Genomic DNA, 14353 nt, shown 5'->3' with positions numbered 1-14353 from the left:
ATTCGCAATTTATAGACAAACCATCAGGAAAAAGGTGGCGCTCACACCAGCGCCCTTCCTTCTTCACCAATGGCGTTGGCAACTGCCTCGTCCGTCGCCTCGTCAGGCAGGAGCATTTCATTGTGCGCCTTGCCGGAGGGAATCATGGGGAAGCAATTGGCAAGATTGGCCACGCGGCAATCGAAAATCACCGGCTTGTCGACCTCGATCATCTCATGGATGGCTTGGTCTAGCTCGCCCGGTTTTTCGCAGCGTATGCCGTGGCAGCCAAACGCTTCCGCCAGCTTCACGAAATCCGGCAGCGCCTCGGTGTAGGAGTGCGAAAGCCGGTTGCCATGGAGGAGTTGCTGCCACTGGCGCACCATGCCCATATACTGGTTGTTGAGGATGAAGATCTTGATCGGCGCGCGATGCTGAACGGCCGAGCTCATCTCCTGGATGGTCATCAGCACCGAAGCGTCTCCCGCAATATCGATGACGAGTGCATCCGGATGAGCGATCTGGACGCCGAGCGCCGCCGGCAAGCCGTAACCCATAGTGCCGAGTCCGCCGGAAGTCATCCAGCGGTTGGGCTGCTCGAAGCCGAAATGCTGCGCGGCCCACATCTGGTGCTGCCCTACCTCGGTGGTAATATAGGTGTTGCGATCCTTCGTCAGTTCGTAAAGCCGCTGGATTGCGTATTGCGGCATGATGACATCGTCATTCGGCTTGAACGCCAGTGAGTCGCGCGCGCGCCATTTTGCGATTTCATCCCACCAAGGCTTGAGGGCGGCCTTGTCGGCTTTCACATTCGCTCGCCAGAGCCGCACCATGTCCTCAAGCACCCGCCCAGCGTCCCCTATGATGGGGATGTCGACGTGGACGTTCTTGTTAATGGAGGACGCATCTATGTCGACGTGGATCTTGCGAGACCCGGGAGAGAAAGCATCCACGCGGCCGGTGATGCGGTCATCAAAACGCGCACCGATGCAAAGCATGACGTCACAGCCGTGCATGGCCATGTTCGCTTCGTAGGTGCCATGCATGCCAAGCATCCCGAGCCAATTTGCTCCCGATGCCGGATAGGCGCCGAGCCCCATCAGTGTGGAGGTGATCGGGAAGCCCGTTAGCTCGACCAGTTCGCGCAGGAGCTGGCTTGCCTCCGGTCCGGCATTCACTACCCCGCCGCCGGAGTAGATGATTGGCCGCTTGGCGCTGGCCATGAGTTGAATGGCTGCCCTGATCTTCTCCTGATCGCCCTCAACACGCGGATTGTAGCTTGTGCGTGGCGCCGTCTGCGGCGGTGTGTAAATGCCGCGTGCGAACTGAACATCCTTGGGAATATCGACAACAACAGGCCCGGGCCGTCCTGTCGTTGCAACATGGAAAGCCTCGTGCAAGACGGCGGCAAGCTCATCGACATTGCGCACAAGCCAGTTGTGCTTGGTGCACGGCCGAGTGATGCCGACAGTGTCGCATTCCTGAAAACCATCGGAGCCGATAAGCGTCGTCGGAACCTGACCGGAGATGCACACGAGCGGGATCGAATCCATCAAGGCGTCCTGAAGCGGCGTGACCGCGTTGGTGGCACCAGGACCAGAAGTGACGAGCATCACACCCGGCTTACCGGTTGAGCGTGCATAGCCCTCCGCGGCGTGGCCTGCCCCCTGCTCGTGGCGAACGAGGATGTGTTCGATTTCTTCCTGCTGGAAAAGCTCGTCATAGATCGGCAGGACCGCTCCGCCAGGATAGCCGAATATATGCTTGACGCCATTGTCCCTGAGCGCCTGAACTACCATTTCAGCGCCCGTCATCTCTTGCCTGCTCATTTCCAGCCCCTGTCGCGCCGCCGCTTGTGCTTCCATTACTCTGACCCAGTCTTCGATCCGTTGTCGTTCGCCATAAATCTCTTTAGGCCAATAAAAAAGGCCCCCGAAGGAGCCTTGTTTTCGCACATGAGCCGCTTTCGCCCGGCGGCTACGCCGCCTTGCCCATGTGCAATCCTACTACGAGAATGATAACCTTATTCATAGCGCATAAGAATAGGGTGCGGAATTGTGCCTGTCAACGCACAATGCGTAAAAAGACTATCGGCTCCAAAGGCACCAAGCACCATCTAGGCGGCTAGATCAGCATCCTGAAAATAGACCGTCCGGTCTCGACCTTGGAACTTGGCCTTGTATAGGCTGAGATCGGCGGAACGCAGCAGCTCTTCCAGATTCTGCCCTGTCCTTTGTACCGCCACGCCGATGCTTACGGTAAGGCGCCAATCTTCCAACCCCAGTTCCTTCGGGATGAGCGAGATCTCCTCCCTTATCTTCTTGCAAAGCTGACCGGCTTCTTCCTTGCCCATATATGGGAGGAAAACGGCGAATTCCTCGCCGCCCAGACGGCCGGCAATTTGGCCCTCCTGCAAACAGGCGGAAAGGGCTGTACCAAAACGCTCGAGCACCGCATCTCCCGCGGAGTGGCCCATCGTATCGTTCAAGGCCTTGAAGTAATCAACGTCGATGAACAGCAGCGCGCCGGCGCTCTCCTCTCCTTGCGCCCCTGCAATCTCGCTGTGCGTCGCGGCAAAAAAGCTCCTGCGATTAAGAAGCTGCGTGAGGTCATCGATCCGGGATATACGCTCCAGCTCGTCCGTCATCTTGATAAGCTGTGCCGTCTGCTTCAGAAACACGCGAGAAAGCGGATAGCCAACGAGCACCGCAATCACCATCGACAGAACGAGATCCAGCGCCAGGCGATCCCTGAAAAAGACGTAGTAAAACGCCAGCGTGAGGCTGGCGGTAGCAAGCACGGCGATGGCGACGATAACCGTGCACTGCACGAAGAGCGGCAATTTCAGGAAGCGGCGAATCCAGTTGCTGAGTTTGCCGTCCAAAAGCGCCACCCGTTCCAGTGCCATGTACGATCTCGATTATGAATAAATCATGTCTGAATTGAGGCTTAGTTGTGCCTTAACTTGGTTGCCGGCATATTAATGGTGTTCAACCATTTTCAACCATTCCTCCTTATGCGGCCTTAACCCCCTGCCATTATCCCTTTGCTGCTGGCGAGGGAGTATTCGAATGTATGTGGGCCGGAATGTCTATGCGGGTGAAAGAACATCGCAGGAACGCCGAGCGGCAGACCAGCCCCACGAGCGAGTCCTGGGGCACGTCGTCCAGTGCGACGGTTCACGAGCAATTATCGCCACCACCGTTCAAAGCGAGGCGATCTCCCGCGCAGGCTCCTGGACGGTGGGCAAGATCATCTCCATCAATCTGGGCGAGGCACGCACCGTTGGTCTGATCTATGCCGTGGAATGTCCGCAGCGCCGCTGGGATGCAGAGAGCGCAAACCCGATCATGGTTAGCGTTGAACTGGTCGGAGAAGTGCGGGACGTTGACGGCCAGCCGGTTTTCGACCGCGGCATCAGCGAATATCCGCATATTGGCGCGGTCGCACATCACATCCGCGCAAACGATTTGCGAGCGATCTACGATCTCAGCGGCAAGCGCTCCATCCTGATCGGACATCTTTCACAGGACAATACAATCGAGGCCACATTGGCAATCGACGAGACGCTGAACCGCCACTTCGCGTTCGTTGGCACGACGGGCGTCGGCAAGTCTACTGCAGTATCGCTACTCCTTCGCAAGACCCTTGCCTCCCGACCGGACCTGCGGGTCCTTATCCTTGACCCTCATAATGAATTCGCCGCTGCGCTGCCCGAATATTCGGTACGCATTGATACCAGCACGCTCGATCTGCCATTTTGGCTCTTTCGCCTGGAGGAGCTGGTGGAGGTTCTTTATCGCGGTCGAGACCCGGTCACCGAGGAAGTGGAACTTCTGCGTGATCTCATCGCTCATGCGAAGTACGCCTATGCCAGTTCCAGCGGCGGAGGTGGATTAAGGCGGAGCAGCAACCATGGAAGCCTTACGGCTGACACGCCGGTGCCCTACCGCATGGCTGAAGTGATAAGGGAGATCGACGAGCGCATTGGCCAGCTCGAAGCCAAAAATGACCGGCCGCACTACCGGCAGCTTCGCGCGCGGATCGACGCAGCCATCAACGATCCGCGGTATCGCTTCATGTTCTCATCCCGCCTGATCGAGGATTCGATCCACGAGACCATTGGGCAAATTTTCCGCGTGCCCAGCAAAGGGCGGCCGGTAACCTGCTTCGAAATGGCGGGCCTGCCCTCTGAGGTGGTGAATTCGGTATGCTCCGTCCTCGCCCGCCTTGCATTCGACCTGACAATGTGGAGCGAAGGAAAACTGAAGCTCCTGCTTTTATGCGAGGAAGCGCACCGCTACATGCCCGCCGATCCGCAACTCGGCTTCGGGCCAACACGCCATGCTCTTTCGCGGATCGCCAAGGAAGGTCGCAAATACGGTTGCTATCTAGGAGTCGTGACCCAACGACCGGTCGAGCTTGACCCGACCGTGCTGTCGCAATGCTCCACCGTCTTCGCGATGCGCCTTGCCAACGAGGACGACCAGGCAATCATCCGCTCGGCGATTGCAGATTCCGCAGCCTCCACCCTGACCGGCCTTTCTGCCATGAGCCAGCGGGAGGCAATCGCCTTTGGCGACGGAGTGGCAACGACAATGCGCATGAAATTCGAGACACTGCCGGACGATCTACTGCCAGGCGCAAAGGATGGCGGCGGCAGTGCCGAAGAACATACCGCAGGATTGTCCATCGACGATTTCGACCTGGCGACGATCGTTGCAAGGATGCGCGACACGGGCAAGCGAAACCGCACCCTTCTTGGAGCGACACCACCTAAGGATGCCTCCATGCTTGGCTCCGTGTATGACGGGAACGACGGGCTGGGCGCAGAAAGCCCCTCGTTCTACAGCTCGGGTTAACGTAGCGCAGCAGACGTAACCGGTTACTAGAAACGCTTTCTGCGCCCAAGATATTTGCTCGTCGCCACAACGGGCATGATGCCGCCGGTTAACGCCGTAGACCGTTCTGGCTGCCAAATGGGTACCAAGCTTGCCTTGGTCTTGTCATCGTTGCGCCTATACTCCCAGTTGAAGGGGCTTATAGGAGATCATTTGATGAGAAAGCACATCGCCATGTTATGCGCGGCGGCTATGGCGTTTCCCGTTATAGCCCCCGCACCTGCCGCAGCCGCGCCTATTCACCGAGCGCCGTCAATCGCTGCCGATAACGCCACGCACGCTATTGATGTACAGTATCGCGAGCGGCGGCATTACAGACCACATCGTGCATATCCACGCCACCGGCATTACCGGCCGCATCGTCATCACGCTCCTCGTTATCGTGTCTACAGGCGGGACAACAGCGCAGCGGCATTGCTTGGCGGCCTTGCAGCCGGCGCCATCATCGGAGGCGTGCTGTCCAGCCAGTCGAAGGCTGCTCCCGTTCACCGCGCGGACGCGCACGTTCAATGGTGCCTGAGTCGCTATCGTTCCTATGATGTGCGAACTGATACGTTCCAGCCCTATAACGGGCCACGACGCTACTGCATTTCACCCTATCGATAAGGGCCGCGCCGAATGGGCGATGATCCAAAGCTAATCGCTTAAATGTTCAATCGCCCACTGAAGCTTTCCGAAGCAACATGTACCGCCGGGAGGGCAGTGAAGCCCTTTCGGCGGCGCCCGTTTCTGGAACCGGACGCTGCTCGCGTCAGGCTGAAAGGCGCTGCCACCTCGCGCTAAGCTGGTGCCGGAACCAGGTTGCCTGCCGCTTGGCATATTGGCGGGTGGCTGCCTTTGCACGATTCCTGGCTTCATCCAGGCTGATCTTTCCCGCAAGCACGGCCGAGAGCTCCGGCACCCCGATCGCCTTCATGGCCGGCATGGAAGGCGGCAACTGCAACGCAAGGAGTGCCTTCACCTCATCAAGCGCGCCTTCCGCGAGCATTCTATCGAAACGCAGATCTATGCGGCGTGCGAGTTCTGCCCTGTCCGGCTCCAGAACGATCTTCCGCGCTGCCAAGCTGTCGACCACCGGCCGGGCGGGCTGGGACTGCCAATGGCCGATCGGCTGACCTGAGGCTTCCAGAACTTCTAGCGCCCGCACGATTCTCTGTCCGTCCGAAGGAAGGATGCGCTGGGCGGAGACCGGGTCCTTTTCTTTCAGAAGTTCGTGCAGGGCCGAGGCTCCTTCCCGCACCAACTGCGCGCGCCAGCGCATTCGAACTTCATCCGGAATATCAGGCATGGCTGACAGTCCCTCGGTCAGGGCGCGAAAATAGAGCCCTGTGCCGCCGGCAAAGATGACAGGACGTTTCTGAAGGTTTTCCTTCTTGATCAGCCCTTCGACATCTCTGATCCACTTTCCGGTTGAGTAGGGTCGTCCAGGATGCACATGCCCGTAGAGCCGGTGAGACGCGGCTGCCAACTCTTCCGGCGACGGTCGCGCGGTGAGGATGTGGAGCACCGCGTAGACCTGCATCGAGTCAGCGTTGATGATCAGCGCCCCCTCTTCCCGCGCAAGCTTCAGGGCAAGCGCCGACTTGCCGCTGGCGGTTGGCCCGGCTATCAGGGTCACATCTTTCAAAAGCGGCATTCTGCCGACCTCAACGGATAAATCGATGGTTCTCGTCGCAACGCTCATCTCCGATCCACGGGCGGCAGCCCTTTCCCACTCCGCTGCGAATATGGCGAGCGGGGCGACAGGCGCAAGCCGCATCGACTGGCTTGCGCAGGGGATAGCCTGCGATCTGTACCTGCCGGAAGGTCTTGTTGGCGATGATGCAGAGCGGACGCTGCGCCAGGCCTTATCCGGACTCCCGGTCGACGTTGTAGTGCAGCCGGCCGAAGGACGGCGCAAGAAGATGCTGATTGCCGATATGGATTCCACCATGATCGATCAGGAATGCATCGATGAACTGGCCGACGAAGTTGGTCTCAAGGAGCACGTCTCCGCCATTACGGCGCGCGCCATGAATGGCGAGATTGCCTTCGAGCCTGCTCTGCGCGAGCGCGTAGCCTTGCTCAAGGGCTTGGAGATTGGCGTAATCGAAAGGGTGATCGAGACGCGCATCACGCTTGCCTCGGGCGGGCGAGCGCTCGTTGCCACCATGAATGCTGCCGGCGCCCACACCGCGCTTGTCTCGGGAGGTTTCGACATCTTCACCGGTCGCATAGCAGCCATGCTCGGATTCCACGAGCATCGGGCGAATCGCCTGATTGAGGAGGACGGAAAGCTTCTGGGCCAGGTAGCCGAGCCGATCCTTGGGCGACAGGCCAAGGCCGACGCACTCATCGAAATTGCCGCCCGGCTGAGACTCGATCCCTCGCAGGCGATGGCGGTGGGTGACGGGGCAAATGATCTTGCCATGCTTCAGCTTGCCGGGTCCGGCGTCGCGCTTCATGCAAAGCCTGCCGTTGCCGAGCAGGCCCGCATCAGGATCAATCACGGCGACCTTACGGCCTTGCTCTATATCCAGGGCTATCGCCGGGAGGAATTTATCCAGTAGCGCCGCCTTCCGCGCTTAGCGACGGTTGAGGTGCAATCAGTTCATCCGCAAGGTGACGAAGCGCAGCTCACCAGTTTTCGATGCCAGCATCAGAAGAGCGTTCTTGCGTCCCTGCTCCTGCAAGGACTGGATCCGATCAAGAACGTCTTTCGGTGTGGCCACGGACTCCAGCGCAATCTCGACGATGACATCGCCGGGCTCGACTCCCTGCGCGGCGGCCGCGGAATTCTCGTCCACCTGCGTTATCAACACCCCGGATACATCCTCGGGGAGTTCGAACTGCGCACGCCCTTCGTCGTCCAGGGTGCTGATGGTCATGCCGAGAAGTTGTGCTTCCGAAACGCCAGCTTCATCATCCAGGGTTTCTTCGGCACCGCCAGTCACGGTGACACTTTCGCCTTCTTCCAGGCGGCCGAGCGTGATAGATACCGCTTTGCTCTCGCCCCTGCGCAAGATTTCCAGACTGACCTCAGCCCCCACCTGGCTTTCGGCTACGGTGCGGCTTAGCTGGCGCACATCGTCGATAGCGGTTCCATTGAAGCTGACGATGATGTCTCCTGCCTGCAGAACGCCATTGTCCGCGGGCCCGCCCTCCTCGATGCCGCTGACGAGCACGCCCCTGGTGGATTGGAGTCCCAGACTTTCGGCGATCTCATCGGTAACAGGCTGGATGCGCACGCCGAGCCAGCCGCGCCGCGTCTCGCCAAATTCCCGAAGCTGACTGACAACGCTCATCGCCAGCTTCGACGGGATGGCGAAGCCGATACCGATAGAGCCTCCGGTAGGCGAAATGATGGCGGTGTTGATGCCGATCACCTTTCCATCCATGTTGAAGAGCGGGCCACCAGAATTGCCGCGATTGATGGCTGCGTCCGTCTGGATGTAGTCGTCATAAGGACCCGAGCCGATCTGCCGGTTGCGGGCGGAAACAATCCCGATCGTCACGGAACCGCCGAAGCCGAAGGGATTGCCGATAGCCATCACCCAGTCGCCAATGCGCATTGCATCTGAATCGCCGAAGGCGACCTCGGTCAATTGCCTGTTTCCAGGATCGACCTTCAACACCGCCAGGTCCGTCTTGCTGTCGACACCAACGAGTTCGGCCTTTCGCGTGGCACCATCGGAGAAATTGACGATGATTTCATCTGCACCAGTAATGACGTGATTGTTGGTGATGATGATGCCTTCCTCACCGTCAATCACGAAGCCGGAGCCGAGTGAGGAGCCTGGCCCGGGAACGCGCGGTTGGCGGTCCGTATCTCCGAAAAATTCGCCGAAATACTCTTCGAAAGGAGAGCCTTCGGGCAATTGCGGCATGGGCACTCGGTTTGAGCCGGATGGTCCTGTATTCTGCGAAGTGGAAATATTGACCACGGCATCGAGCAACTGCTCAGCCATATCGGAAACCGAGGCTGGACCAAAACGATGCGTTGCAGTGCCTGATTCGGGAGCTGGGCTTGTCTGCGCCTCGCCCCCATCAGGTGCAACCGTCTGCGCCATGCCGGGGGCCACCGCAGCCAGCCCTCCACCAGCAACCGCGGCAATAAGGAACAGACGGTTGGCACGTAGAAGGAAGTTCCGAAGCGACATTGAGGTTATCTCCCGGTATGGGCATTCGGACGTGATCATCCAGCGCGATTACGGCGTGTTTGGGGCTCGATATATAGAACATTTCGAGCCTTCCTCCAGGCGTCACATGGGCGGACAGCGCGTAATTTACCCGCCTTGAAATACGCCAGCCCGCCGGTACTTGCCGCAGTGCAAGCACGGCCGTTCAGCCGCGCACAAGCCAGACGATAAAAACTCCGGCTATCATTACCGCCAACCCGATGCCGCGCATCATACCTTCCGGCATCTCGACGATGTCTGCCGCCAGTCTTTTGGCAAGGCTCGGGAGGCCGCCATAAAGCAGCCCCTCGAACACGAGGACAAGCCCCAAAGCCGCGAGAAAATCGCTCACGGGCGCACACCGAACCTACAAACAAGCGCTAGCAACGCAATACGCTAACGAACTGTGTCGGCCGCCGCAGCATCGCTGGCTGTGCTGGGCGCAGACGGGGTGACCGAGCCTGTAAGGGGACCGGAAGCGCCGCCATTGGCGGGCGCTCTGCCATCGCGTCCCTCCGCCATTCCAAAGAAGCGGAAGAACTCCGAATCCGGGCTCAGCAGCATTGTGGTGCCGGATGGATCAAGCGCCTCGCGATAGGCGGCCATCGAACGATAGAATTCGAAAAACTCCTCGTCCCGCTGGAACGCATCCGCGAAGATCGCGTTGCGCTCAGCCTCGCCTTCACCACGAAGAATCTCGGCCTCACGCTGGGCAGCAGCCAGAATCTCGACGACTTCACGGTCGGCGCGGGCGCGGATGCGGGCAGCGGCCTCACGGCCACGCGCGCGCAGGCGCTCTGCCTCCGCAAGACGCTCGGCAGTCATCCGGTCATAGGTCTGCTGCGAGACCTCGTTGGTGAGATCGGTGCGGCGGATACGCACATCCTCGATCCTGATGCCCAGTGAAGCAGCGTCAGGGCGAAGCTGCTCGGCAACTTCGCGCATCATGGAGGCCCGCTCTTCCGAAAGAGCCGCCTCAAAGCCGCGTAGACCGTAAACACGCCGCAAAGCAGCATCAAGACGAGTTCTCAAGCGCTGCTGGGCAAGCTCTATGCGGCCGGAGACAGCTTGCCGGAAACGCCGGGGGTCCTCGATCGAATAGGCCACGAAAGCATCGACCTCGTAGAACTTGCCGCCGGAAACCTGGACGCGAATGTCATCCAGATCAAAGCGCAAAATACGGTCCTCGATGATCTGAACATTGTCGGCTTCGACAAAGGAGAAGGGAAGTTTGAAGTAGATTCCGGGCTCCCGCTCAACGCGAACGATCTCACCGAAGCGCAATACGATAGCCTGCTCTCGCTCGTTAACGACAAAAATCGACGAATAGGCCAGGAAAAGAACGACCGCAATAAATGCAACAATGATGGGAAGACGGTTCGACATCAGTTATTTCCCCCCTGCGTCTGGCCGTTATTAGCGGCGGCGCCGGTGTTCTGCGTTCCGGAAGGCTGCGAGCGGCGCAGTTCCGGCAACGGAAGGTAGGGAATGACACCCTGTCCGCTACCCTGTTCGACAATGACCTTGTTCGAGCCGCGCAGCACTTCCTCCATCGTTTCCAGGTACAGACGCTTACGCGTGACGTCAGGAGCCTTGGCGTACTCTTCGTAGACAGAAATGAAGCGCTGGGCTTCACCAGCGGCCTCCTGAACCACACGGTTCTTGTAGGCTGCTGCTGCCTCGCGGATCTGTGCCGCCTCCCCGCGGGCCTGACCGAGCCGCTGGTTGGCGTACTGGTTGGACTCTTCCACGAACCGGTCTTCGTCCTGTTCGGCGCGCTGCACTTCATCGAAGGCATCGGCCACCTCGCGCGGAGGCGCTGCATCCTCAATCGATAGAGCGTTGACCTGAAGGCCGGAGCCATATCCATCCAGCGTCGACTGGATGATCTCGCGCACGTCCTCGGCAATCCCTTGCCGGTCATCACGGAAGATGTCTTGTGCCGGCCTGCGCCCGACTACCTCGCGCATCGCGCTCTCGGCTACCTGACGCACCATGCCGTCCGGATCCTCCACATTGAAGAGATAGGCGCCCGGATCGGAAACCTGATAGGCAACGGAGAACTTGACGTCGACGATGTTCTGGTCGCCCGACAGCATAAGCCCCGAGGAACTGCCGCCTCGTATCTCACCAATATCCACCAGCCTTTCTGCGATGGAGGCAGTCTCGACCGTCTCAATGGGCCACCAGTGGAAGTGCAGACCCGGCTCGGACAGTTCGGGCTTGGGCTTACCGAAGCGTAACTCCACAGCAAGCTCGTCGGGCTGCACCGTATAGATGGCCTTGAAGAGCCAGAGGCCGGCAAGTGCGATCAGGATCAATCCGATCATGGCAGGGCTTGGTCCGCTGCCTCCAGGGAAGGCCCGGCGAAGCCTGTCCTGACCGCGGCGGATGATTTCTTCCAGATCAGGCGGCGTTCCCGGCGGGCCGGATGGCCCGCGTGGTCCCTGATCCCATGGCCCACCTGTATTTCCGCCGCCCCATGGGCCGCCGCCGCCTTGATTATTCCAGGGCATTATTGTTCCTTCTTGCTCACCCGCCGCCAGCAGGCACGTTGATCTGTCGCTTGTTATAGGTGCGTAAAACCGCGCTTTCAACGCGAAGCGGTCTTCTGCCGCTCGTAAATGACATAGCGTGTAGGATATAGGTCCTTTTCGCCTGCCGGGACCACCTCCTCATACACGGGATGCCAGATCGCCAGGTCGATTGTCGGGAAGAAGGCGTCCCCTTCAATCTCCGCCTCCACGTGTGTGACATGAAGACGATCCGCGCGGGGCATGACCTCGTGGAAGATTTCGCCGCCGCCGATAATGCAGATTTCCGATGCCTCGCCCAACCGGTTTTGCGCCAGTTCAAGCGCCTCTTCCAGCGAAGCCGCAACATCAGCGCCTTCGGCGCGATAGCCCGGATCGCGCGAGATGACCACGTTATACCGCTCCGGAAGCGGTTTGCCTATGCTCTCCCACGTCTTTCGGCCCATGATCACCGGCTTGCTCATGGTAATGGCCTTGAAGCGCTTCAAATCCGTGGATAGCCGCCAAGGCAGTTCACCGGCACGGCCGATCACCCCATTTTCCGCCACCGCGACGACAAGGACGAGTTCCATAGTCAAAATTCCCAAGTTCTTGGGCCGCCCCTCACACGGCGATGGGGGCTCGGATGGTGGGATCGGCCACATAACCTTCCAAGCGGAAGTCCTCGTAACGGAAGGCGAAGAGGTTGTCGACTTCGCGATTGATCCACATGACAGGCAGAGGCTTCGGGTTTCGCCCGAGCTGCTCGCGAGCCTGCTCAAAATGGTTGCTGTAAAGATGCGCGTCACCGAGCGTGTGAACGAAGTCTCCCGGCCTTAATCCCGTTACCTGCGCCAGCATCATCGTCAGCAGCGCATAGGAGGCGATATTGAAGGGCACGCCGAGGAATATGTCGGCTGAACGTTGGTAGAGCTGGCAGGAAAGCCGTCCCTCCGCCACGTGAAACTGAAAAAGGCAGTGGCACGGAGGCAGCGCCATTTCATCCACCAGCGCCGGATTCCAGGCAGTTACAACATGACGCCGCGAGTAAGGATTTTCACGCAACTCTTTCACAAGATTCGCGATCTGGTCGATATACCTGCCGTCCGGCGCCGGCCATGAGCGCCACTGCGCGCCATATACGGGGCCAAGATCACCATTGGCATCCGCCCACTCGTCCCAAATGGTAACGCCGTGCTCCTGCAGGTAACGCACATTCGTGTCGCCCTTCAGGAACCACAGAAGTTCATGAATGATCGACTTCAGATGCAGCTTCTTGGTGGTGAGGACTGGAAAGCCCGCCTCAAGGTCGAAGCGCATCTGGTAGCCGAAAACCCCACGCGTTCCAATGCCCGTGCGGTCGGCGCGGTCAACGCCGTTCTCAAGCACGTATGACAGAAGATCGAGATACTGACGCATGATGCCGGCCTAATCCGTAACAGGGATAACGGAGGTGTAAGGCGAAGCTTCTGTCTAGGGAAAGCCCTGAAAGCGCCTTGCCACAGGTTTTCCGCAGAATGCCGGGCTAGTCAGGCAAGGTAAAGGGTGCTTGTCGCAATGGCGCCCCCTTGCCGAAGCCTCCCGCCAGGTCAATGAAAAAAAGCGTGCGCAGGAAGCTCCAGCCCTCTTTCATTCGGACACACGCGAGCCTATATTTGAAGACGTCAGCCTTAGTGCTGACTATGGCGATAAACGGCCGATGAAATAAGCCAATCGGACCCGGGGGCAGTGCCCGGCGCCTCCACCAGAAACTGCCGGACCCGTGAGGGCGGCTTCTGATGGGGGCGAAACAGGATCGACGATGGTGTAAAGATCGGACTTTCGCTCGGCATGGTACCACCGTTATCGGACCGAACTTATAGTTGCCAATGACAACTATGCGGAGGCACGTCTCGCTGCGTAAGCGGCGCGACAGCTTCAAATCAAGCCTCAAGCCGTCGCAGGCTTGAGCGGGGTTCGGAGGCACCTGGCAACAGAAGCCTCCACTCATTCCTCCATTATCGTCTAACGTCAGGCACTCCAGCATCACGATCCTTGCCGGAAACAATGATGCATAGTATCAGCGATCTACAGCGGACACCGCGTAATGCACTCGATGCGCGGCGGGTCACGCACCATCGTTTCTGCATCAGCAGACCACTATACCTTCTTAATTTCCTGCGCTTCTTTGCAAAAGAGTCCCTTTCGGCAGTTTACGACCGCACCAAGCTTGATTAGAGCTAGGCGCAAGATCCTCGCAGTTTTAGGAATGCCGAATTCCCATGACAGAAGACCGCATCCGCTACGACATCCTGGTCCAAGAGGCCTTGCGCGGCGTCGTGCGAAAGGTGCTGCAGGAAGTGGCGCAGGCTGGCCTTCCGGGCAATCATCACTTCTTCATCACCTTCCTCACGGGAGCCCCGGGGGTGCGCATCTCCAGCCGCCTGAAAGAGCGTTATCCCGAGCAGATGACGATCGTCATCCAGTACCAGTTCTGGGATCTGAAAGTGACCGACAAGGGCTTCGAGGTGGTGCTGTCGTTCTCGGATGTGCCGGAAAAGCTGGAAGTACCCTATTCGGCCATTCGCGGCTTCTATGACCCTTCGGCGAATTTCGAAGTGGAATTCGAGGTCAAGCCGCCTCAAGAGGAGCAGGTTTCTGCTGCGGATAACGGCGAGAACCTGCCAGCAGGGGACGATGCTGCAGCCGGCGAAAATGCCGGAGAAGACCGTGAGAAGGAACAGCCGGAGAAGCCCCAGGGCGGCGCACAGGTCGTCTCTCTCGATGCTTTCCGCAAGAAATAACAATGGGCCACCAGAAACAG

13 protein-coding genes and 1 other RNA gene are annotated in these 14353 nt (G+C 59.1%); 5 read left to right on the top strand and 9 right to left on the bottom strand.

The features are described from left to right. Positions 1–41 precede the first annotated feature (41 nt). Positions 42–1844 carry an acetolactate synthase 3 large subunit gene (locus HUS57_RS06870; protein WP_246727765.1) on the bottom strand — a complete coding sequence of 601 codons (1803 nt, stop codon included), beginning with the start codon at positions 1842–1844 and terminating at the stop codon, positions 42–44. 251 nt (positions 1845–2095) lie between these two features. Then, positions 2096–2887: a GGDEF domain-containing protein gene (locus HUS57_RS06865; protein ID WP_173932111.1), complete on the bottom strand. Its 792-nt coding sequence runs from the start codon at positions 2885–2887 to the stop codon at positions 2096–2098. A 163-nt stretch (positions 2888–3050) separates the two neighbouring features. Between HUS57_RS06865 and HUS57_RS06860 the strand changes: the two genes are divergently transcribed. Both HUS57_RS06860 and HUS57_RS06855 read left to right on the top strand, forming a co-directional pair. Continuing rightward, positions 3051–4841 (top strand): ATP-binding protein, encoded by a 1791-nt coding sequence (locus HUS57_RS06860; RefSeq protein ID WP_173932110.1) that lies wholly within the window; start codon positions 3051–3053, stop codon positions 4839–4841. A gap of 195 nt (positions 4842–5036) precedes the next feature. Then, positions 5037–5486, top strand: a complete 450-nt coding sequence (locus tag HUS57_RS06855) for a BA14K family protein (RefSeq protein WP_173932109.1) — start codon at positions 5037–5039, stop codon at positions 5484–5486. A gap of 145 nt (positions 5487–5631) precedes the next feature. Here the strand turns inward: HUS57_RS06855 and miaA are convergent, their stop codons facing one another. After that, entirely contained in the window at positions 5632–6516 is an 885-nt protein-coding gene (gene miaA / locus HUS57_RS06850; protein WP_246727763.1) for a tRNA (adenosine(37)-N6)-dimethylallyltransferase MiaA, read from the bottom strand. A gap of 25 nt (positions 6517–6541) precedes the next feature. On the opposite strand from miaA, the gene serB reads away from it, so the two are divergent. Further along, complete coding sequence (serB, locus tag HUS57_RS06845; protein WP_173932107.1) at positions 6542–7429, top strand: phosphoserine phosphatase SerB; 888 nt, start codon at positions 6542–6544, stop codon at positions 7427–7429. 36 nt (positions 7430–7465) lie between these two features. Here the strand turns inward: serB and HUS57_RS06840 are convergent, their stop codons facing one another. From HUS57_RS06840 to HUS57_RS06815, 6 genes are all read right to left on the bottom strand, one after another. Beyond that, positions 7466–8827 (bottom strand): DegQ family serine endoprotease, encoded by a 1362-nt coding sequence (locus HUS57_RS06840; protein WP_246727788.1) that lies wholly within the window; start codon positions 8825–8827, stop codon positions 7466–7468. 376 nt (positions 8828–9203) lie between these two features. Further along, positions 9204–9389: a DUF2065 family protein gene (locus tag HUS57_RS06835; protein WP_173932106.1), complete on the bottom strand. Its 186-nt coding sequence runs from the start codon at positions 9387–9389 to the stop codon at positions 9204–9206. A gap of 44 nt (positions 9390–9433) precedes the next feature. Continuing rightward, positions 9434–10423 carry a protease modulator HflC gene (locus HUS57_RS06830; protein WP_173932105.1) on the bottom strand — a complete coding sequence of 330 codons (990 nt, stop codon included), beginning with the start codon at positions 10421–10423 and terminating at the stop codon, positions 9434–9436. After that, positions 10423–11553, bottom strand: a complete 1131-nt coding sequence (gene hflK, locus HUS57_RS06825; protein WP_173932104.1) for an FtsH protease activity modulator HflK — start codon at positions 11551–11553, stop codon at positions 10423–10425. The genes HUS57_RS06830 and hflK overlap by 1 nt, the downstream gene beginning before the upstream one ends. 77 nt (positions 11554–11630) lie before the next feature. Then, complete coding sequence (locus HUS57_RS06820; RefSeq protein ID WP_173932103.1) at positions 11631–12143, bottom strand: dihydrofolate reductase; 513 nt, start codon at positions 12141–12143, stop codon at positions 11631–11633. Between the two features lie 31 nt (positions 12144–12174). After that, the gene (locus tag HUS57_RS06815) at positions 12175–12969 is read right to left on the bottom strand and encodes a thymidylate synthase (protein WP_173932102.1); all 795 of its coding nucleotides are present in this window, start codon (positions 12967–12969) and stop codon (positions 12175–12177) included. 204 nt (positions 12970–13173) lie between these two features. Between HUS57_RS06815 and ssrA the strand changes: the two genes are divergently transcribed. Beyond that, positions 13174–13537, top strand: a transfer-messenger RNA (tmRNA) gene (gene ssrA / locus HUS57_RS06810). Positions 13538–13811: 274 nt separating this feature from the next. Then, complete coding sequence (locus HUS57_RS06805; protein ID WP_173932101.1) at positions 13812–14333, top strand: SspB family protein; 522 nt, start codon at positions 13812–13814, stop codon at positions 14331–14333. The last annotated feature ends 20 nt before the right edge of the window (positions 14334–14353 follow it).

Source organism: Chelativorans sp. Marseille-P2723, assembly GCF_902809845.1.
Taxonomy (GTDB): domain Bacteria; phylum Pseudomonadota; class Alphaproteobacteria; order Rhizobiales; family Rhizobiaceae; genus Chelativorans.
The sequence above is the reverse complement of the archived record's forward strand: the minus strand, read 5'-3'. Positions and strand labels throughout refer to the sequence as shown.